General features: G+C 69.2%; 17 protein-coding genes and 1 pseudogene. 11 read left to right on the top strand and 7 right to left on the bottom strand.

What is annotated here, in order from left to right; translation table 11 throughout:
* On the bottom strand, window positions 1-496 hold a 496-nt coding region (locus ASF80_RS09490), incomplete at its 3' end, for a GntR family transcriptional regulator (RefSeq protein ID WP_235559925.1).
* A 172-nt stretch (window positions 497-668) separates the two neighbouring features.
* Here ASF80_RS09490 and ASF80_RS09485 point away from each other — a divergent pair.
* The 5 genes from ASF80_RS09485 to ASF80_RS09465 are packed head-to-tail and all read left to right on the top strand — an operon-like array spanning window position 669 to window position 6,831.
* Window positions 669-1,946, top strand: coding sequence for an NRAMP family divalent metal transporter (locus tag ASF80_RS09485; RefSeq protein WP_056310174.1), 1,278 nt, complete (start codon window positions 669-671; stop codon window positions 1,944-1,946).
* 4 nt (window positions 1,947-1,950) lie between these two features.
* Window positions 1,951-2,721, top strand: a complete 771-nt coding sequence (locus ASF80_RS09480) for a LamB/YcsF family protein (protein WP_056310172.1) — start codon at window positions 1,951-1,953, stop codon at window positions 2,719-2,721.
* Entirely contained in the window at window positions 2,718-3,518 is an 801-nt protein-coding gene (locus tag ASF80_RS09475) for a putative hydro-lyase (RefSeq protein ID WP_056310170.1), read from the top strand. The genes ASF80_RS09480 and ASF80_RS09475 overlap by 4 nt, the downstream gene beginning before the upstream one ends.
* Window positions 3,518-5,113: an urea amidolyase family protein gene (locus tag ASF80_RS09470; RefSeq protein ID WP_056310168.1), complete on the top strand. Its 1,596-nt coding sequence runs from the start codon at window positions 3,518-3,520 to the stop codon at window positions 5,111-5,113. The genes ASF80_RS09475 and ASF80_RS09470 overlap by 1 nt, the downstream gene beginning before the upstream one ends.
* On the top strand, window positions 5,110-6,831 hold the full coding sequence (locus ASF80_RS09465; RefSeq protein WP_056310166.1) for an acetyl/propionyl/methylcrotonyl-CoA carboxylase subunit alpha: 1,722 nt from the start codon (window positions 5,110-5,112) through the stop codon (window positions 6,829-6,831). The genes ASF80_RS09470 and ASF80_RS09465 overlap by 4 nt, the downstream gene beginning before the upstream one ends.
* 84 nt (window positions 6,832-6,915) lie before the next feature.
* On the opposite strand, the gene ASF80_RS09460 is transcribed toward ASF80_RS09465, so the two are convergent.
* Window positions 6,916-8,271, bottom strand: a complete 1,356-nt coding sequence (locus ASF80_RS09460) for a uracil-xanthine permease family protein (RefSeq protein WP_056310164.1) — start codon at window positions 8,269-8,271, stop codon at window positions 6,916-6,918.
* Between the two features lie 172 nt (window positions 8,272-8,443).
* A complete protein-coding gene (locus ASF80_RS09455; RefSeq protein ID WP_056310162.1) occupies window positions 8,444-9,322 on the bottom strand; it encodes a phosphoribosylaminoimidazolesuccinocarboxamide synthase in 879 nt (292 codons plus the stop codon).
* A gap of 104 nt (window positions 9,323-9,426) precedes the next feature.
* Here ASF80_RS09455 and ASF80_RS09450 point away from each other — a divergent pair, with 104 nt between their 5' ends.
* From ASF80_RS09450 to ASF80_RS09430, 5 genes are all read left to right on the top strand, one after another.
* A complete protein-coding gene (locus tag ASF80_RS09450; protein WP_200934759.1) occupies window positions 9,427-10,053 on the top strand; it encodes a PadR family transcriptional regulator in 627 nt (208 codons plus the stop codon).
* Entirely contained in the window at window positions 10,050-11,627 is a 1,578-nt protein-coding gene (locus ASF80_RS09445) for an MFS transporter (RefSeq protein ID WP_268776029.1), read from the top strand. The genes ASF80_RS09450 and ASF80_RS09445 overlap by 4 nt, the downstream gene beginning before the upstream one ends.
* A gap of 104 nt (window positions 11,628-11,731) precedes the next feature.
* Window positions 11,732-12,262 (top strand): GNAT family N-acetyltransferase, encoded by a 531-nt coding sequence (locus tag ASF80_RS09440; protein ID WP_056310157.1) that lies wholly within the window; start codon window positions 11,732-11,734, stop codon window positions 12,260-12,262.
* 121 nt (window positions 12,263-12,383) lie between these two features.
* Window positions 12,384-13,862: an amino acid ABC transporter substrate-binding protein/permease gene (locus ASF80_RS09435; RefSeq protein WP_056310155.1), complete on the top strand. Its 1,479-nt coding sequence runs from the start codon at window positions 12,384-12,386 to the stop codon at window positions 13,860-13,862.
* Window positions 13,859-14,587 carry an amino acid ABC transporter ATP-binding protein gene (locus ASF80_RS09430; RefSeq protein WP_056310153.1) on the top strand — a complete coding sequence of 243 codons (729 nt, stop codon included), beginning with the start codon at window positions 13,859-13,861 and terminating at the stop codon, window positions 14,585-14,587. The genes ASF80_RS09435 and ASF80_RS09430 overlap by 4 nt, the downstream gene beginning before the upstream one ends.
* A 257-nt stretch (window positions 14,588-14,844) precedes the next feature.
* Here the strand turns inward: ASF80_RS09430 and ASF80_RS09425 are convergent, their stop codons facing one another.
* The 4 genes from ASF80_RS09425 to ASF80_RS09410 all read right to left on the bottom strand — a co-directional run bounded on the left by ASF80_RS09425 (window position 14,845) and on the right by ASF80_RS09410 (window position 18,860).
* Complete coding sequence (locus ASF80_RS09425; protein WP_056310151.1) at window positions 14,845-16,182, bottom strand: MFS transporter; 1,338 nt, start codon at window positions 16,180-16,182, stop codon at window positions 14,845-14,847.
* Complete coding sequence (locus ASF80_RS09420; RefSeq protein ID WP_056310149.1) at window positions 16,179-16,643, bottom strand: winged helix-turn-helix transcriptional regulator; 465 nt, start codon at window positions 16,641-16,643, stop codon at window positions 16,179-16,181. The genes ASF80_RS09425 and ASF80_RS09420 overlap by 4 nt, the downstream gene beginning before the upstream one ends.
* Before the next feature lie 113 nt (window positions 16,644-16,756).
* Window positions 16,757-18,034 (bottom strand): phosphoribosylamine--glycine ligase, encoded by a 1,278-nt coding sequence (purD, locus tag ASF80_RS09415; RefSeq protein WP_056310148.1) that lies wholly within the window; start codon window positions 18,032-18,034, stop codon window positions 16,757-16,759.
* A 145-nt stretch (window positions 18,035-18,179) separates the two neighbouring features.
* Window positions 18,180-18,860 (bottom strand): NUDIX hydrolase, encoded by a 681-nt coding sequence (locus ASF80_RS09410; RefSeq protein WP_056310145.1) that lies wholly within the window; start codon window positions 18,858-18,860, stop codon window positions 18,180-18,182.
* 184 nt (window positions 18,861-19,044) lie between these two features.
* Between ASF80_RS09410 and ASF80_RS09405 the strand changes: the two are divergent.
* Window positions 19,045-19,411, top strand: a pseudogene (locus ASF80_RS09405) (sterol carrier family protein); the annotation flags it as partial.

Here is a 19,411-nt window from a genome sequence, read left to right as displayed (position 1 = left end):
CATCGATCTTCAGGAACGCCAGTCTCAGCTCGGCCGCCAGATCGCGGTAGGTGCGCGCCAGGCGCGGACTGTCGGCCAGCGAGACCAGGGCGACGTGGAACGCCATGTTGGCGCTGCCGACCGCGCGCCAGGTCTCGGAGTCGTCGAGGACGGCATCCTGGGCGGCGGCCTCCGCGGCGAGCACCGCCTCCTGCATCTGCTGGACCGCCGGATGCTCGGGCTCGGAGTGCAGGAGCGCGGTGCATTCGATGACGCGGCGCGCTCGATAGATGTCGATGACGTCGGCGATCGACGGCGAGGCGACGGAGACGCCGCGGTGCGGGACGTGTTCGAGGAGACCCTGCTCGGAGAGCGCGCGGAACGCCTCGCGCAGGGTGTTGCGTGCGACGCCGAAGTGCTCGGCGATGGCCGACTCCGACAGTCGTGAGCCGGGCGCGAAGGCTCCGTCGATGATCTGCTGTCGGAGCGCATCGGCGAGCATGCCCTGCTGGTTCATGCCTTCATCGTAGGCGGGGCTTCGGATGGATCGTCCGAGGAACCGTCTCCGGCAACATGCGAATGCAACTCGGCCGTAGCACAGCGGAAACAAAGTTGTTGAACAATATCTCTCAATCCGTTCTACACTGGGTGCACTCGACACCCACCAACGACGATGGGAATCCCCCGCAATGTCTGAGAACACCGCAGCCCCGCTGTCCGCAGAAGACGAAGTCCGGCTCTCCGCCGCAAAGAGGCGCGCCGGCCGCAGCGCCGTGATCGGCGCGATCTTCCTGATGGCCACCAGCGCCATCGGCCCCGGATTCATCACGCAGACCGCCACCTTCACGGCGACCATGGGGGCGGCGTTCGCGTTCGCGATCCTCGTGTCGATCCTCGTCGACATCGCCGTGCAGCTGAACGTGTGGCGCATGATCACCTCTTCGGGCATGCGCGCCGGCGAGCTCGCCAACCGTGCCATCCCGTTCTCCGGTCACCTCATCGCGGTGCTCGTCGTCATCGGTGGCCTGGCCTTCAACATTGGCAACATCGCCGGTGGCGGACTCGGGCTGAACGCGCTGCTCGGCATCGACCCGAAGCTCGGCGGCATGCTCACGGCGGCCCTCGCGATCATCATCTTCCTCATCAAGAAGGCGGGGCCGGTGATGGACATCGTGCTCGTCGTGCTCGGTATCGGCATGATCGTGATGACCGTCATCGTCGCGGTGATCGCGCAGCCGCCGATCGGCGAGGCTCTGCGGCAGACGTTCGTGCCGGACGAGCTCAACTTCGCGACCATCACCACGATCGTCGGCGGAACGGTCGGCGGATACATCACGTACTCCGGTGCCCACCGGTACCTCGACTCCGGTCACACCGGTCCCGAGCAGGCAGGCCCCGTGATGCGCGCCGCGGCGAACGGCATCCTCGTGACCGGCGTCATGCGCTACGTGCTCTTCCTCGCGATCCTCGGCGTGGTCGCCTCGGGCGTCTCGCTCGACCTCTCGAGCCAGGCGGCGAACCCCGCAGGGCAGGCCTTCGGTGCGGTGCTCGGTGACGCGGGGCTGCGCATCTTCGGAGCGATCTTCTGGGCCGCCGCGATCAGCTCGGTGATCGGCGCGGCCTACACGTCGGCGACCTTCCTCTCGACCTTCACGAAGAAGCTCAAGGGTGGCTGGCCGCTGCAGCTGGCGACCGTCGCCTTCATCGTCGTGTCGCTGATCGTCTACCTCTCGATCGGAACGGCCCCGGCAGCGATCCTCGTGTTCGTCGGCGGCTTCAACGGACTGATCCTCCCCATCGGCCTCACGGTCTTCATGTACATCGGCTGGTTCCGCCGCGACCTGCTCGGCTCGAAGAAGTACCCGCTGTGGCTGCTCATCGCCGGCACGCTCGTGACGCTGCTGACCTGGTACATGGGCATCGTCTCGGTGGGCCCCATCTTCGCCTTCCTCGGAATCGGAGCGTGACCCCATGACATCGATCGACCTGAACTCCGATCTCGGCGAGAACGTTCCCGATCGGGTGGTCAGCGACGACGAGAGCATGCTGCGCCTCGTCACGAGTGCCAATGTGGCGTGCGGGTTCCATGCGGGCAGCCCCGAGGGCATCCGGTCGACGCTCGAGAGCGCCGTGGCCGGCGGCGTCGTCATCGGCGCGCACCCCGGCTACCGCGACTACGAGAACTTCGGCCGCACGAAGGTCGAGATCGATTCAGCGACGCTGCAGGCTCATGTCGAGTACCAGCTCGGCGCGCTGATCGGTCTCGCCTCAGCCGTCGGCGGTCGGGTCGCCTACGTCAAGCCGCACGGAGCGCTCTACAACACGATCGCCCGTGATGAGCGTCAGTCGAAGGATGTGGTGGCGGCGATCCGCGCGATCGATCCGAGCCTGGTGCTGCTCGGTCTTGCCGGAGGCGTCGTGCTCGACGTGGCCGAGCGTGCGGGGCTCGAGATCGCGGCCGAGGCCTTCGCCGATCGGGCGTATCAGCCCGACGGTCAGCTCGTCTCGCGCACCGAACCGGGCGCGGTGCTGCACGATCCCGCGGCCGTCGCCGAGCGCATGGTGCGCCTCGCCGGCGAGGGAGTGATCCGCGCGATCGACGGCACCGACGTCCCCGTCAGCGCACAGTCGATCTGCGTGCACGGCGACAGCCCGGGCTCGGTGGCCATGGCCGCGGAGACCAAGCGGATGCTGCAGGATGCCGACATCACGATCGCACCGTTCGCGGGGGGTCTGAGATGACCGTTCTCGCCACCGCAGACCAGCTTGCCGATGCACGGGCGGCGCGTGCCGCCATCCGGGCGGGGCACGCCGAGCCGACGAGCGGTGTCGCGGTCGGGCTGACGCAGGCGAACCTGATCTCCGTGCCGGCCGACTGGGCCTTCGAGACGCTGCTCTTCGCGCAGCGCAACCCGAAGCCGTGCCCCGTGCTCGAGGTCATCGAACAGGGCGAGGTGGAATCGCGGCTCGCGCCCGGCAGCGACATCCGCACGGATATCGGCCGGTATCGCATCTGGCGCGACGGCGAACTGGTCGACGAGGTCGCCGATGCGACCGCGGCGTGGGCGGAGCATCCCGACCTCGTCTCGTTCCTCATCGGATGCAGCTTCACGTTCGAGTCCGGGCTCGTGCAGGCGGGGATCCCGATCCGTCACCAGGAACTCGGGCGCAACGTGCCGATGTACCGCACCGCTGTGCCCTGCACCCCGGCTGGCCGGCTGAGCGGCGAGATGGTCGTGTCGATGCGACCGATTCCCGCGGATCGCGTGGCGGACGCTGTGCAGATCTCCGGCCGGACCCCCGCCGTACACGGTGCTCCGGTGCACGTCGGCGATCCCGCCTCCCTCGGCATCGCCGACCTGGCTCGTCCCGATTTCGGCGACGCTCCCGAGGTGCGTGAGGGCGAGGTGCCGGTGTTCTGGGCCTGTGGCGTCACTCCGCAGGCAGCGATCATGGCCTCGAAGCCGCCGTTCGCCATCACCCACGCGCCCGGCTATATGTTCATCACCGACGTTCCCGATGCGGAGTACCTGGTCTGATGCGCATCCTCACGGCATCCGATCACGCACTCCTCGTCGAAGCGGCAGACCTCGATGAGGCGATGCGACTGAACCTCGCGTGGGAGGGGGTGCACGGTGTGGTCGAGCGGATCCCCGGCGCCCGCACCGTGCTCGTGCGGTTCGATCCGCTGGCGGTGTCGGCCGCCGATCTCGCCCACGCGCTGGCTGCGACCGAGATCGACACCGCCCATCTGCCGGCGACCGGCGAGATCACGGTGCCTGTGCGCTACGACGGAGAAGACCTCGACGAGGCGGCATCACTGCTTGGGGTGTCTGCCGCTGAGCTCGTGAACAGGCATCTCGCTGCCGACTGGAAGGTCGCCTTCTCGGGCTTCGCCCCCGGCTTCGGCTACGTGGTGAGCAGCGATCCGCTGTTCGACGTGCCCCGGCGCTCGTCGCCCCGCACGCGTGTGCCCGCAGGGTCCGTGGCACTCGCCGGACAGTTCACCGGGGTGTACCCGCGAGAGAGCCCTGGCGGATGGCAGCTCATCGGTCGCACGGATGCCGTGATGTGGGACATCGACCGCGAGCCTCCCGCGTTGCTGTCGCCAGGCACGACCGTCCGGTTCGAGCAGGTACGGGCGCAGGTCGTTATGTCGGAGAACGCAGATGATCGTGCCGATGCACGGCCCGTCGCCGAGCGACCCGCCTCCGCCGATGCGCTCGATCCGGGTTCTCCGACCTCCGCCTCCGTCTCCGTGGAGATCGTGCGTCCGTCGCTGCAGCTGCTGGTGCAGGATGCCGGTCGCCCCGGCTTCGCGGCGCTCGGCGTCTCAGCCTCGGGTGTCGCCGATCGTCGTGCGATGCGCGAGGCGAACCGTGCGGTGGGCAATGCCACCGGCGCTGCCGTGCTCGAGAGCGTCGGCGGAGCGGTGCTGCGCTTCCGCGGTCCAGGGGTCGCCGCCGTCGCGGGGGCCGTCGGCACGCTCGAACTGACCGACGCCGAGGGCGTGACTCGTCGCCTCGCCCATGGCGCGCCCTTCGCCACGGTCGACGGCGACGAGCTCACGCTCGGGCACCCGACCAGCGGGCTGCGCTATGTCATCGCGGTCCGTGGCGGCGTGGCCGTGGAGCCGGCTCTCGACAGCCGTGCGAGCGACACCCTCGCCGGCCTCGGACCGGCACCGCTGGCCGCAGGCGACGTGCTCCGAGTCGGCGACTCCGCACAGCATCCGGTCGAGCCCGATGCCCTGCCCAGGGCGCTCCCGGTTCCCGGCGACCTCGTCGACCTCGAGATCACCCTCGGACCTCGCGACGACTGGTTCACGGCGGCGGCTCTCGCGACCCTCACCGGCCAGGAATGGACGGTCACCCCGAGGTCGGACCGCGTCGGCATCAGAATCGAGGGCGCCGTGCCGCTCGAGCGATCCGTCAGCGGCGAGCTGCCCAGCGAAGGGGCGGTGACCGGGGCGATCCAGGTGCCTCCGGACGGCCAGCCCGTGCTGTTCCTTCCCGACCACCCGCTCACCGGCGGATACCCGATCATCGGTGCACTCACCGACCGTAGCCTCGATCTCGCCGGGCAGCTGCCGCCGGGCGTGCGCGTCCGTTTCACCGTCAAGGAGACCTCATGACCAAGGTGCTGATCGCGAATCGCGGAGAGATCGCCGTGCGCGTCATCCGTGCCTGCGCCGAAGCCGGCTACACGTCGATCGCCGTCTACGCGGACCAGGATGCCGATGCGCTGCACGTGCGCCTCGCCGACGAGGCCCTGGGCCTCGGGGGCGACGCCGCCGCGACGACGTACCTCTCCATCGACGCCCTGCTCGCGGCGGCGCGCACCACCGGCGCGGATGCCGTGCACCCCGGCTACGGATTCCTCTCGGAGAGCGCGGAGTTCGCGCGGGCCGTCGAGGGGGCGGGCCTCATCTGGATCGGCCCCTCGCCCGAGAGCATCGACGCGCTCGGCGACAAGATGACCGCACGTCGGATCGCGCAGCGTGTCGGAGCGCCCTTGGCGGCCGGCACCGATCAGCCGCTGGCCGGGCCTGCCGAGGCGGTGTCGTTCGCCGAGGAGCACGGACTTCCCATCGCGATCAAGGCGGCGTTCGGCGGCGGCGGGCGAGGGCTGAAGGTGGTGCGAGAGATGTCGGAGGTCGCGGATGCCTTCGACGCGGCGACCCGTGAGGCCATCGCTGCCTTCGGTCGCGGGGAGTGCTTCGTCGAGCGTTTCCTCGAGAGTCCTCGTCACATCGAGGTGCAGGTGCTCGGCGACGGGCACGGCGGCGTCGTGGTCGTCGGCGACCGCGACTGCTCGATGCAGCGCCGCAACCAGAAGCTCATCGAAGAGGCGCCTGCGCCGGGCCTGACGAGCGATCAGCGCACGCGGTTCCATGATGCTGCCCGCGCGATCTGCGGCGAGGTGCAGTACCGGGGTGCGGGGACCGTGGAGTTCCTCCTCGCGGCAGACGGCACGATCTCGTTCCTCGAGGTGAACACCCGCCTGCAGGTGGAGCATCCCGTCACCGAGGAGGTCACCGGCACGGATCTCGTGCGCGAGCAGTTCCGCATCGCCTTCGGCGAGGGGATCTCGTTCACCGAGACGCCCGTGCCGACCGGGCACTCCTTCGAGTTCCGCATCAACGCCGAGGACCCTGGTCGCGGCTTCCTGCCGAGCCCCGGGCGCGTCGACTCGCTGCGGATCCCCGGCGGGCCCGGCGTCCGCTGGGACAGCGGCATCGAGGCGGGCGACGTCGTGCAGCCGGCCTTCGACTCGATGATCGCGAAGCTCGTCGTGCATGCCGACAGTCGTGACGCGGCTCTGGTGCGCGCGCGGCGGGCACTGCGCGAGCTCGTGGTTCAGGGCCCGGCCACCGTCATCCCGTTCGATCTGCTCGCGCTCGACGACGAGGCCTTCGCCACCGCGACCTTCGCGGTGCACACCCAGTGGATCGAGAGCACGCTGCTGCCTCGGCTGGAGCCGCAGCTACGACCGGCCCCCGCAGCGGATGCCGCACTCCAGCGTTTCCCCGTCGAGATCGACGGCCGCCGTGTCACGCTCGGGCTCCCGATCGCCCTGCTCGCAGGGATCGGCGGGCTCGGCGGGCTTGCGGATGCCGGAACTGCGGCGGCCGCGTCCGATCCGACCGAGCTGCGTTCTCCGGCACCGGGCACGCTCGTGCGCTGGCTCGCAGACGATGGTGCGAGCATCTCGGAGGGCGACCCGGTCGCCGTGCTCGACGCGATGAAGATGGAGACCACGGTCGCAGCTCACCGCAGCGGTGTCCTGTCGCACCGGGCCGAGCTCTCCGCGGCGATCGAGCCCGACGCGGTGCTCGCCGTCATCGCCTGAGCTCGCGCCCGGCGGCTACACGCGAAGATCCCGGATGCCGCAGCGGCAGCATCCGGGATCCTCGTGGTCGTGCGTGGTGCGTGATTACGCGGGGTCTCCGCCCAGCGGGCCGACGGCCTCGAGCGGCCTCGGGTCGTCCGCGCCGGTCTTGCGAGCGCGGGCGATGGCGTTGCCCAGGTGGTAGATCAGGAGAGCCGCGACCGTGCCGAGCACGATGCCGCCGAAGGCGAAGTCGCCGAGCTGCATCGAGAATCCGGCGATGCCGATCACGAGCGAGACGGCTGCCGTGTACTGGTTCACCGGGCGCGAGAAGTCGACCTTGCTGTCGACCCAGATCTTGATGCCGATGATGCCGATCAGGCCGTACAGTGCGGTGGTCGCGCCGCCGAGCACGCCGGCCGGGATCGAGTTGAAGACCTCGCCGACCTTGGGCGAGAAGGCGAGCAGGATCGCGAAGAGACCGGCGACCCAGTAGACAGCGGTGGAATAGACGCGGGTGGCCGCCATCACGCCGATGTTCTCGCCGTACGTCGTGGTGCCTGAACCGCCGAAGCCGCCGGCGATGGTCGTGGCGACACCGTCGGCGATGAGCGCGCGACCCGTGTGCTTGTTGATCGCGGGATCTTCGGTCATGGTCGCGACGCCGCGCACGTGCCCGACGTTCTCAGCGACCAGCACCAGCACGACGGGCAGGAACATCGCGATCGTCGACCACGTGCCGGGCTCGACGAAGTCGGGGAGCTGGAACTCCGGCAGGCCCACCCACGGGGCGTCGGCGATGAGCTCTGCGGGGGTCTTGCCGCCGCGCAGGGCATTGGGCACCTCGAACGAACCGGTGAAGGCGGCGTAGATGAAGCCCACCGCGACGCCGAGGAAGATCGAGATGCGACCGAGGAAGCCGCGGAACAGCACCGCGAACAGGATGATCGCGACGAGCGTGATGGTCGCGGTCACCGGGTCGAGCTGGAAGTTGTTCCACGCGGTCGGCGCGAGGTTGAAGCCGATCAGGGCGACGATCGCGCCTGCGACGACCGGGGGCATGAGGGCGTCGACCCAGCGGAGTCCGGCGAACTGCACGACCAGACCGACGACGGTGAGCAGGATGCCGACCGCGACCACGCCGGCCAGGGCGGATCCGGTGCCGCCTGCCGCGACTGCGGCGGTGATCGGCGCGATGAACGCGAACGACGAGCCGAGGTAGCTGGGCAGCTGGTTCTTGGTGATCAGCAGGAAGATGAGGGTGCCGAGACCGCTGAAGAGCAGCGTGGTCGAGACCGGGAAGCCGGTCAGCGTCGGCACGAGGAACGTGGCGCCGAACATCGCGACGACGTGCTGGGCGCCGATCGCGATCGTGGCCGGCCAGTTCAGGCGCTCATCGGGCTTGACGACGGCGCCGGGTTCGACCGTGCGGCCGTTTCCGTGGGTCTTCCACAGGGGCATGCGGGCTCCTCAGGATCGGGGGAGGGGGAGTGCTGGAGCAACACTACCGATTCCTGAGTGTTGGCTGGGTGCGCGCGGTCACCGCTTCGGGCGGACTTCTGCGTCTCGGGAGGAGGATTCTCGAGCATCTCTACTCCCCAGGCGCAGTCCGCCTCCCGGGACCGCGTGCGGGTCAGGCCCCGAGGCGCTCGATCAGCTCGCGGTAGCGGTCGGCCGTGCGCTCGACGATGTCCTCGGGCAGCACGGGCGGTTCGCCCTGCTTGTCCCAGTTGGCGGCCAGCCAGTCGCGCACGATCTGCTTGTCGAAGCTCGCCATGCGCTCCTTCGGCGTGGTGCCGGTGCGCCAGGCCTCGGCATCCCAGTAGCGAGACGAGTCGCTGGTGAGGACTTCGTCGGCCAGGTGCAGGATGCCCTCGGCATCCGTGCCGAACTCGAACTTGGTGTCGGCGAGGATCAGGCCCTTCTCCTCGGCGATCGCGGCGGCACGCGTGTAGAGCGCGAGCGACACGTCGCGCAGCTCGGCCGCGCGGTCGGCGCCGACGAGCTCGACGGTCTGCTCGAACGTGATGTTCTCGTCGTGCTCGCCCATCGGCGCCTTGTAGGCGGGGGTGAAGAGCGGCTCGGGAAGGCGATCGCCGTTCTGCAGCCCCTCGGGCAGCGGGATGCCGCACACGGTGCCGCTCTCGGTGTACTCGGCCCAGCCGGAGCCGGTGATGTAGCCGCGCACGACGCACTCGACCGGGAGCATCTCGAGCGACTGGGCGAGCATGGCGCGGTCGGCGACGCTCGCGGGGATCTCGCCCTCGGCGAGGTGGTTCGGAACATCGCTCAGCTGGCTGAACCACCAGCGGCTCAGACGCGTCAGCAGTGCGCCCTTGTGAGGGATGCCGGGGAAGAGCACGAAGTCGAACGCGCTCACGCGGTCGGACGCGACCACGAGGATGCGGGTATCAGCGGCGTCATCCGAGGCATAGAGGTCGCGGACCTTGCCCGAGTAGATGTGGCGCCAGCCGGGGATGGTCTGCGCATTGCTGTCCGAAGGTGTGCTCACCCGCCCATTATCCCGGTTCGCCGAAGAACCGCGAACGCGCTCCAGACGTTGCCGTGACTGGGGAATGAGCGTATAGTCCACGTGGACTATTTGAGGTGGAGCACGTGACCAAGGAACCTGCCGAGCGATTGACCCCGATGGGGGTGATGGCGCTCGCGCTGCTGCGCGAGGGCGACATGCATCCCTATGAGATGGTGCGCCTGATGCGCTCCCGCCGCGACGAACGCCTGCTGACCATCACGAACGGCACGCTCTATCACACGGTCGGTCGGCTGCAGCGGGAGGGGCTGATCGACGAGGTCGGCATCGACCGTGAGGGCAACCGTCCGGAGCGCACCACCTACACACTCACGGATGCCGGGACGGATGCTCTGGTCGACTGGCTGCGGCGAGAACTCTCGGTCATCGACCGGCCCGCCGAGTTCCGCATCGCGCTCGCCGAGGCGCACAATCTCGAGCGCGCGGACGTCATCGAATGCCTCCGTACCCGACGGGGAGCCCTCGAAGACGGCCATGTCATGCATCGTGACGGACTGGTCGGCGCGCGCGCCAAGGCCGTGCCCGAGCAGGTCCTCGTCGAGTTCGAGCGCCAGGAGGTGCTGCTCGAGGCCGAGCTGCGCTGGCTCGACTCGCTCCTCACCCGCCTCGACGCCGAGGAGTTCCCCTGGGGGCCGACGGCTTTCGAGAACACAGACCGCTACCTCGCTCAGCGAAAGGCTGCACAGCAATGACCGACTCCTCCTCGACGGGGCACCCACCCGTGGCATCCTCGTCCTCCGGTCCCTCGACCGGCACATTCGCCGCGGGGCACCGCCCCGCGAGCCCGTGGCCCGCCCTCTGGGCGCTCGTCATCGGCTTCTTCATGATCCTGGTCGACACGACGATCGTCTCGGTCGCGAACCCCGCGATCAAGGCCGCCCTCGACCCGACGACCAACAACCTCGACAACGTGGTGTGGGTCACCAGCGCCTACCTGCTCGCCTACGCGGTGCCGCTGCTGATCACCGGACGTCTCGGCGACCGCTTCGGTCCGAAGAACATCTACCTCATCGGCCTCGCGATCTTCACGCTCGCCTCGCTCTGGTGCGGTCTGTCGGACTCGCTCGAGATGCTGATCGCGGCCCGTGCCGTGCAGGGTCTCGGCGCTGCGTTCATGACGCCGCAGACGATGGCGGTCATCACGCGCACGTTCCCGCCCGAGCGTCGCGGCGCGGCCATGGGCCTGTGGGGTGCGACGGCGGGTGTCGCGACCCTCGTCGGCCCGCTCGTGGGCGGTCTGCTCGTCGACGGCTTCGGCTGGGAGTGGATCTTCTTCGTCAACATCCCGGTCGGCATCGTCGCGTTCGTGCTCGCCTGGCGTCTCGTGCCGAAGCTGCAGACCAGCCCGCACCGCTTCGACATCCTCGGAGTGATCCTCAGTGCCGTCGCGCTGTTCCTCATCGTCTTCGGGCTGCAGGAGGGCGAGAAGTTCGATTGGGGTGTCATCTGGGGCCCCGTCTCGGTGTGGGGCCTCATCATCGCCGGCCTCGTCGTGCTCGCGCTGTTCATCGTGCAGCAGGCGCGCACACGCAGCGAGGCTCTGGTTCCGCTCGCACTCTTCCGCGATCGCAACTTCTCGGGAGCCAACGTCGCGATCGCCGCCGTCGGCTTCACGGTGACGAGCATGTCGCTGCCGATGATGTTCTTCCTGCAGACGGCTCGGGGACTCACCCCGACGGAAGCGGCGCTGCTGCTGATCCCGATGGCCGTGCTGTCGGGAGCACTCGCCCCGGCCGCGGGCAAGCTGCTCGACCGGATCGACCCTCGCATCATCCTCATCCCGGGTCTGCTCTGCGTGGGCGTGGCTCTGGTCTGGTACTCGGCGCTGATCAACATGGACACCCCGATCTGGATGTTCCTGCTGCCCTCCGCCCTGATGGGCATCGGCAACGCGGGCATGTGGGGTCCGCTCGCGACGACTGCGACCCGCAAGCTCCCTCCGCGTCAGGCCGGTGCCGGTGCGGGCATCTACAACACGACCCGCACCATCGGATCGGTGATCGGCTCGGCATCCATCGCGGCGTTCATGCAGTCGCGTCTCGAGGCGAACCTTCCGGGTCTCTCCGACGCTCCCGCGGGTATCGAGGGCGGAGGGTCGCTGCCCCCGCAGATCGCCGAGGGCTTCGCGGCAGGCATGTCGCAGGCGATCCTGCTCCCCGCCTGCGTGATGGTCATCGCCCTGATCGCGTCGCTGTTCCTCGGGCGCTACGACAAGACGGATGCCGCGGCATCCGCACCGGCGGAGGCGCCCGCTCCCGCGGCCTGACCCACGCCTGACGACGAGCCGGGTCTTCTGCACACTGGTGCGGAAGACCCGGCTCTCTCTGACCGGTTTTGCGATGGACGGCCACGGTGTGGTGTCATCGTGCGATGACGATCGAGCTCACGAGGCCCACCACCGACCTGTTCGACTCCTGGGCGGCAGCCGTCGCCGAGTTCGGCGACGGGCACGTCGACGGGTCGGGTCTCCAGGCGCCGGTCACCCCCGACCGAGCAACGCTGGACGCACTGATCGCGAAGTCGGACCTTCTCTCCGACACCTCTGCGCAGCTGCCGGAGGATGCCGTCCACAACGACCTGTACTGGGTCGTCGACGACGGCGAGGTCGTCGGGTTCCTCTCGTTCCGGCACGAGCTGAACGCCTACCTGTGCGAGGTGGGCGGTCACATCGGCTATGCCGTGCGCGAATCACGTCGACGTCAGGGCTATGCGTCCGCGGCGCTGCGGCTCGGACTCGAGCGTGCGCGTGAGATCGGACTCGAACGCGTGATGGTCACCTGCGACGACGACAACGTCGGCTCCTTCCGCACGATCGAGGGCGGCGGCGGCGTGCTGCAAGACGTCCGCGTGCTGCCGGAGCACGGAGACGCGCCGGTGCGCCGGTACTGGATCACGCTCTAGCCGGCGAGCGCGCGGACGGCCCTCGGAACACGGCGACACGCCGTCGCCGGTTAGGGTGGATGGTCGACGACCATCCCGGTGGCAGCATCCTGTCGCCCATCCGATCCGAGGAGCATCCGTCGTGATCCGAAATCCCTCTTCCGCGTCTGCGCGTCTGCGCACGTTCGGACGCACCGTCGGGGCGATGGCGCTCACGGCGTTCATCGCGGCCGGTGCGCTGCTCGGCGGAGCATCCGCCGCCACCGCGGCCGACGACTCCGAGACCTACGTCATCGGCACCGACACGACGTTCGCGCCGTTCGAGTTCACGTCTCCCGACGGCGAGCTCGTCGGCATCGACATGGACCTGCTCCGCGCGATCGCCGAAGACCAGGGCTTCAAAGTCGAGATCCGCCAGCTCGGGTTCGATGCCGCCGTGCAGGCGCTGCAGGCCAACCAGGTCGACGCCGTCATGGCGGGCATGTCGATCACCGAAGAGCGCGAGAAGACGTTCGACTTCAGCGAGCCGTACTTCACCAGCGGCATCCAGCTCGGCGTGCTCGAGTCCAGCGACATCCAGTCTCTCGACGACCTCGACGGCGAGGCCGTCGCGGTCAAGACCGGCACGCAGGGGCAGACCTTCGCCGAGGAGAACCAGGACGAGTTCGGCTTCCGCATCACGCCGTACCAGGACACCACCGACATGGTCGATGCGGTCAAGGCCGGCCAGGCCGTCGGCTACTTCGAGGACTTCCCGGTGCTCGCCTACGGCATCCAGCAGGGCTCGGGCTTCCGCCTGATCGGTGAGCCGGAGCTCGGCGGCGAGTACGGGTTCGCGGTCAACAAGGGTCAGAACCCCGAGCTGGTCGAGATGTTCAACGCGGGCCTCGAGAACCTCCAGGCCTCCGGCGAGTACGACAAGATCGTCGACAGCTACCTCGCCGGCGGCGAGGAGACCACGCAGGCGACCGACATCTTCTCCGTCGCCGTGAAGTACTGGCCCGCTCTGATGGAGGGCCTCTGGCTCACGATCCTCGCGACCCTCGTCGCGATCGTGGCCGCGTTCATCCTCGGCCTCATCTTCGGCTTCGGTCGAGTCTCGGCCTTCGCGCCGTTCCGCTGGGTGGCGACGGCATACGTCTACGTCTTCCGCGGCACGCCGATCCTCGTGCAGGCGTTCTTCGTGTTCTTCGCCATCCCGCAACTGTTCCCCGGGCTCACGTTCAACCCGTTCGTCGCCGGAGCCATCACGCTCTCGCTGAACACGGGTGCGTACATGACCGAGATCATCCGCGGCGGCATCCAGGCCGTCGACCCCGGTCAGGCCGAGGCGTCGCGGTCGCTGGGCCTCGGGCACTGGAAGACCATGCAGAAGGTCGTGCTGCCGCAGGCGTTCCGCATCATGATCCCGTCGTTCGTGAACCAGGGCATCATCACCCTCAAGGACACGTCGCTGATCAGCGTCATCGGCCTCGCCGAACTGACCTTCGTGTCGCGCCAGATCATCGCCTCGACGTACCTGTCGGCGCAGGTGCTGACGATCGTCGCCATCATCTACTTCGTCGTGATCACGCTTCTCACGCTGCTCGCGAACCGCCTGGAGAGGAAGTTCAACGCATGAGCAAGATCGAAGTCAAAGACCTGCACAAGTCGTTCGGCGACAACCATGTGCTCAAGGGCATCGACCTCACGGTCGACGACGGCGAGGTCGTCGCGGTCATCGGACCCTCGGGGTCGGGCAAGTCGACCCTGCTGCGCTGCCTCAACAAGCTCGAGGAACCGACCTCGGGTCAGGTCATCATCGACGGCGTCGACCTGACCGACAAGAGCGTGAAGCTCGATGAGGTGCGCCAGCGCATCGGCATGGTGTTCCAGCACTTCAACCTGTTCCCGCACATGACCGTGCTCGAAAACATCACTCTCGCACCGGTCGAGCTGGGCAAGCTGTCGAAGGCCGAGGCGAAGGAGCGCGCGCTGGGGCTGCTCGACCGCGTGGGCCTGGCCGAGAAGGCGGACGCCAAGCCGGCATCGCTCTCGGGCGGTCAGAAGCAGCGCGTCGCGATCGCCCGTGCTCTCGCCATGGACCCCGAGATCATGCTCTTCGACGAGGCCACGAGCGCCCTCGACCCCGAGATGGTCGGCGAGGTGCTGCAGGTCATCCGCGACCTCGCATCCGGCGGCATGACGATGGTGCTCGTGACGCACGAGATGGGCTTCGCCCGCGAGGTCTCGGGCCGCACGGTGTTCATGGACGCCGGCGTCGTCGTCGAGGAGGCACCGCCCGCAGAGCTGTTCGGCGCTCCGAAGAACGAGCGTCTGAAGGACTTCCTCTCGAAGGTGCTCTGAGCGGTTCCGCGCAGTCGAAGGCCCTCTCCCGGTTCCGGGTGGGGGCCTTCGTTCGTGTGCAGCAGCCCGGCGCTCGTCAGACACCCGGGCACAACTTCGGAGACCCGGGCACGACTTCGGAGGCGGGGTCTGACATGCCGGGATCGAGGGCGGATGCTTCGGCCCGCCGTGCGAGGCATCCGAAGTTGTGTCCGCGGAGGGGCAGGAGCCGGGAGGGGGCAGGTGGATGACGGGGATGGTGTGGGGAGGGGCGAGAGTCAGTCGGAGGTGACCGGGGACTGCACCGGAGCCGGATGCCGACGGATCGTCGCGCTGACGAGAGCCGCGACCGCGCAGAGGCCGGCGGCCGCGAACCATGCCACCGTGTACTGACCGGTGTGGTCGCGCACCAGCCCGGCGAGCACCGAGGCGATTCCCGCGCCGATCTGGTGCGACGCGAACACCCAGCCGAACACGAGCGGCCCGCGGTCGCCGAAGACCTCGCGGCAGAGCGCGATGGTGGGCGGCACGGTGGCGACCCAGTCGAGGCCGTAGATCACGATGAAGACGACGATGCTCGGCTGCACCTCGGCCGACAACAGGCTCGGCAGGAACAGCAGGCTCACACCTCGCAGCGCGTAGTACGCGGCGAGCAGGATGCGGGGGTTCACCCGGTCGGTCAGCCAGCCGGAGAACACGGTTCCGGCGATGTCGAAGATCCCCACGACGGCGAGCAGGCCCGCGGCGGTGGTGGTCGGCATCCCGTGATCGTGGGCGCTCGGGATGAAATGCGTGCCGATCAGTCCGTTCGTCGTCGCCCCGCAGATCGCGAAGCCGATCGCCAGTGCCCAGAAGGTCTTGGTGCGCGCGGCGTCGCGCAGGGTCGTGATCGCGAGACGCGCTGCTCCCCACGCGCTGCCCTTCGGGCGCGGTGTCACCACGAACGGGCCGGTATCGCCGTACCGCGTGACGCCGAGGTCGCTCGGACGGTTGCGCAGGAAGATCCATACCAGGGGCACGACAGCGAGCGCGCCTCCGGCGATGATGAGCGACGCTCCTCTCCAGCCGATGTCCTCGGCGGCGACCGCGATCACGGGCAGGAAGATCAGCTGCCCGGTGGCGCTTCCGGCCGTGAGCACGCCGGAGACCAGCCCCCGCCTGGTAGCGAACCAGGTGTCGGTGATGGTCGCCGCGAACACCAGTGCCATGGATCCCGTGCCGAGACCGATCAGCACGCCCCACGTCAGGATCAACTGGGCGGGTGTGGCGACGAACACGCTCAGGGCGGCTCCCGCCCCGATCACGAACAGCGCGGTGACGGTGACGGCGCGGATGCCGAAGCGCTGCATCAGGGCCGCCGCGAACGGTGCCGTCAGACCGAACAGCAGCAGGTTGACGGTGACGGCGAGGGAGAGCTCGGCGGTGGTCCAGCCGAACTCCTCTTGCAGCGGCAGCATCAGCACGCCCGGGGCGGCACGGAATCCGGCGGCGCCGATCAGCGCGATCAGGGCGACGAGCGCGACGATCCAGGCAGGGTGGATGCGGCGCTGCCGCTCGTGCGAACTGGTCGCGGGTGCGGGCGTCTCGGTGGGCTCATCGACCGATTCGGCGGTCATGCCGCGCTGCCCGTGGTCAGAGCGAACGGCTCGCCGCCCATGCTGCGCCGCGCCCAGCGAGTGCTGTCGGCGTCCAGCGGCGCGGAGCAGCGCGCGCACCAGTCGGACGAGGCCGCGACCTCGCCGCAGCGCGCGCAGCTGACCGTCAGTCCCCAGGGTCCGTCCGGATCGATCATGCGCGAGAACCGTGCGTACGCGTGCAGGATCGGCAGGGTCTCGCGCCCGGCGTCGGTGAGTCGGTAGCCGGGGTCATCCTGCGCGACGAGGCCGGCGTCGGTCATCGACGCGAGGCGCCGAGCGAGCACGGAGTCGGCGGCTCCGGTGGCGTCCCGCAGCTGATCGAAGCGCGTGCGCCCCGAGAACATCTCGCGCAGGATCAGCAGCACCCACGGGTCGGCGAGCACATCGGCGGAGCGTGCGATCGGACACGTGGCGGTCGACCAGTCGGAGCGAAGCGGCATCCGCCAACTTTCTTGAAGAAAGTGAGCGGTGTCAAGAGCTGCGCGAGGCCATGGCGGAATCCCTGCTCGAATCGGCAGGAATACGACGAGCCGGAGGTCTCCGGCGACCAGGACTACTCGGCGACGCGGGCGGCGATGTCGGTGCGGAAGTGCGAACCGTCGAGGCGGATGCGGCCGATGGCCTCATAGGCACGATCGCGCGCGGTGCGGAAGTCGGATGCCACGGCGACGACGTTCAGCACGCGTCCACCGGTCGCGACGAGCGAGCCTCCCGGGGCATCGGGGCTGGCGGTCGCCGCGTGCACGAGGCGGACGCCCTCGACGGCCGCCGCGTCGGCGAGGCCCTCGATCGGACGACCGGTCTGCGGCGCCTCGGGGTATCCCTCGCTGGCGAGCACCACGGTGATCGCGACGTCGTCGCTGAAGACGGGCTCCGGCTGGTCTTCGAGGGTGCCGGATGCCGCGGCGAGCAGCAGCTCCGACAGCGGCGTCACGAGGCGCGGCAGCACGATCTGCGTCTCGGGGTCGCCGAAGCGGGCGTTGAACTCGATCACACGAACACCGGCCGGCGTGAGGATGAGGCCGGCGTAGAGCAGACCGATGAACGGGGTGCCCTCGCTGTCGAGCCGGCGGATGACGGGGAGTGCGACGTCCCGGGTGACCTCCTCGACGAAGGCCTGCTCGCTGCCGAACTGGTCGGCGAGCCACGGCAGCGGCGAGTACGCACCCATGCCGCCGGTGTTGGGTCCCTCGTCGCCGTCGAGTGCACGCTTGAAGTCCTGCGCCGGGCTGAGCGCGCGAACCGTGTCGCCGTCGCTCAGGAAGAACAGCGAGACCTCGGGCCCTGAGAGGAACTCCTCGATCAGGACGGGGCCGGACGGCAGGTAGTGCTCGGCGTGGGCGAGCGCGTCAGTGCGGTCGGACGTGACGATGACACCCTTGCCCGCTGCCAGGCCGTCGGCCTTCACGACGTACGGGGCGCCGAGCTCGTCGAACGCGGCCTCGACCTCGGCGGTGGTGGTGGCGCGCACCGCGCGACCGGTGGGCACGCCTGCGGCATCCATGATCCGCTTCGCGAACGACTTGGAGCCCTCGAGCTGTGCGGCCGCCTTGCCGGGGCCGAACACGGGGATGCCGTGCGCGCGCAGCACATCGGCGACGCCGACGACAAGCGGAGCCTCGGGACCGACGACCACGAGGTCGATGGCGTGCTCGTTCGCGAAGGACGTCACCGCGGCGCCGTCGAGCATGTCGACCGAGACGGGGGTCGCGTCCTGCGCGATGCCGGCGTTGCCGGGGGAGACGAAGATCTCGTGCTCCGCCTGCTCTGCTCGCAGAGCGAGGATGATCGCGTGCTCACGGGCACCGGAACCGAGGACGAGAATCTTCACCCCTCCAGACTACCGAGGCGGGCGCGCGGGTTTCGGCGGTGTGCGCGTCTCAGCACAGAACAGCGCCCGGTGCCGGTATCGGGCGCTGTAGGGCCCCCGGGGCCACATCCGTGCTGAATCGTGAACGCGCGACCGGCGAGACAGTTCAGAGTTCGACGGGGCGCTCGATCGACGGGTCCCACTCCCGCGTCCAGCCGGCGGCGTCGAACAGGGCGTCGAGCACCATCGCGGTGAACCCCCACACGATCGTGCCGTCGATGTCGAAGGCGGGCCCGCGCCAGGTGCGACCCAGGCGGTGGATCGTCGAGGTGAACCGGGTCGCCGGGTCGAGCAGCTGTGCGACCGGCACCCGGAAGACGTCGACCGTCTCGGCGTGGTCGACGGCTGCGACCCGCGACGGCGAGCGCCACCAGGCGAGCACGGGGGTGACGACATGGTTGCTCGCGGCGAGGGGCAGTTCGGGCAGTGTGGCGAGGATCTCGACACCGGCCGGGTCGAGCCCTGTCTCCTCCTCCGCCTCGCGCAGGGCGGTGGCGACGGCATGAGCATCCTGTTCCTCGCGCCGGCCGCCGGGGAACGAGACCTGCCCGGGATGCGATGACAGCGTCGCGGCCCGACGCTGCAGCAGCACGTCGAGGTCGGCTGCGACGGTCACCTCGTCGGTCTGCGCCGGGATGCTGTCGAGTCGACCGAAGAGCACGAGCACGGATGCCGGATGGGCGTCGCCGACGATCGGCGGAAACGGCCTCGACCAGCTCTCGCGCCGTTGCGTCGCAGCGAGCAGCTCGGCCCGTGCGCCGTGCAAGGTATCGGGATTCTGGCTCATCGCCTCGAGCCTATGCCTGCGTGCGACCGGGCAGGGCGGGTGGCGTGTACGCCAGCGAAGGAGATTCGCGCCTCGGAAGTCCGAATTCGGGGAATCCGTCCTTCCCAAGCGCAGATCTCCTTCGCTGGACCACGGGGAGCGCATGGGCGTCCAACGCGAACGAGCCCGGCGTAGCCTGGTCACCATGCCCTCCAGGAAGATCGACATCATCGACGGGCGGGCGGCTCTCGATGCGGTGCGTCGCGCGGATGCCGCCGGTGAGAAGCCGCAGCGCACCGACTCCGCCACGGCCGTGCGGTACCTGCTGCAGCTGCTCGACGAGAAGGCGCCCGGCAACAGCGTCGAGGTACGAGTGCCTCCGTTCGGTGCGGTGCAGGTCATCCAGGGGCCCCGGCACACGCGGGGGACCCCGCCGAACGTCGTCGAGATGGATGCGGCGACGTGGATCGCCGTCGCCACGGGCACGGAGCACTGGTCGGATGCCGCGGCATCCGGTCGTGTCAGCGCCAGCGGCACCCGCGCCGATCTCTCGGACGTGCTGCCGCTTCGCC

It is taken from the genome of Microbacterium sp. Leaf159 (genome assembly GCF_001423615.1).
Classification (GTDB): Bacteria; Actinomycetota; Actinomycetes; order Actinomycetales; family Microbacteriaceae; genus Microbacterium.
Note: the sequence above shows the minus strand (reverse complement) of the source record. Positions and strands in the feature narration are given on the sequence as shown.

Excerpts from the sequence above, each read along its gene's own strand:
- ASF80_RS09485 (WP_056310174.1), top strand. The coding sequence starts at position 669 with ATGTCTGAGAACACCGCAGCCCCGCTGTCCGCAGAAGACGAAGTCCGG.
- ASF80_RS09480 (WP_056310172.1), top strand. The coding sequence starts at position 1,951 with ATGACATCGATCGACCTGAACTCCGATCTCGGCGAGAACGTTCCCGAT.
- ASF80_RS09475 (WP_056310170.1), top strand. The coding sequence starts at position 2,718 with ATGACCGTTCTCGCCACCGCAGACCAGCTTGCCGATGCACGGGCGGCG.
- ASF80_RS09470 (WP_056310168.1), top strand. The coding sequence starts at position 3,518 with ATGCGCATCCTCACGGCATCCGATCACGCACTCCTCGTCGAAGCGGCA.
- ASF80_RS09465 (WP_056310166.1), top strand. The coding sequence starts at position 5,110 with ATGACCAAGGTGCTGATCGCGAATCGCGGAGAGATCGCCGTGCGCGTC.
- ASF80_RS09460 (WP_056310164.1), bottom strand. The coding sequence starts at position 8,271 with ATGCCCCTGTGGAAGACCCACGGAAACGGCCGCACGGTCGAACCCGGC.
- ASF80_RS09445 (WP_268776029.1), top strand. The coding sequence starts at position 10,050 with ATGACCGACTCCTCCTCGACGGGGCACCCACCCGTGGCATCCTCGTCC.
- ASF80_RS09440 (WP_056310157.1), top strand. The coding sequence starts at position 11,732 with ATGACGATCGAGCTCACGAGGCCCACCACCGACCTGTTCGACTCCTGG.
- ASF80_RS09430 (WP_056310153.1), top strand. The coding sequence starts at position 13,859 with ATGAGCAAGATCGAAGTCAAAGACCTGCACAAGTCGTTCGGCGACAAC.
- ASF80_RS09425 (WP_056310151.1), bottom strand. The coding sequence starts at position 16,182 with ATGACCGCCGAATCGGTCGATGAGCCCACCGAGACGCCCGCACCCGCG.
- ASF80_RS09420 (WP_056310149.1), bottom strand. The coding sequence starts at position 16,643 with ATGCCGCTTCGCTCCGACTGGTCGACCGCCACGTGTCCGATCGCACGC.
- ASF80_RS09410 (WP_056310145.1), bottom strand. The coding sequence starts at position 18,860 with ATGAGCCAGAATCCCGATACCTTGCACGGCGCACGGGCCGAGCTGCTC.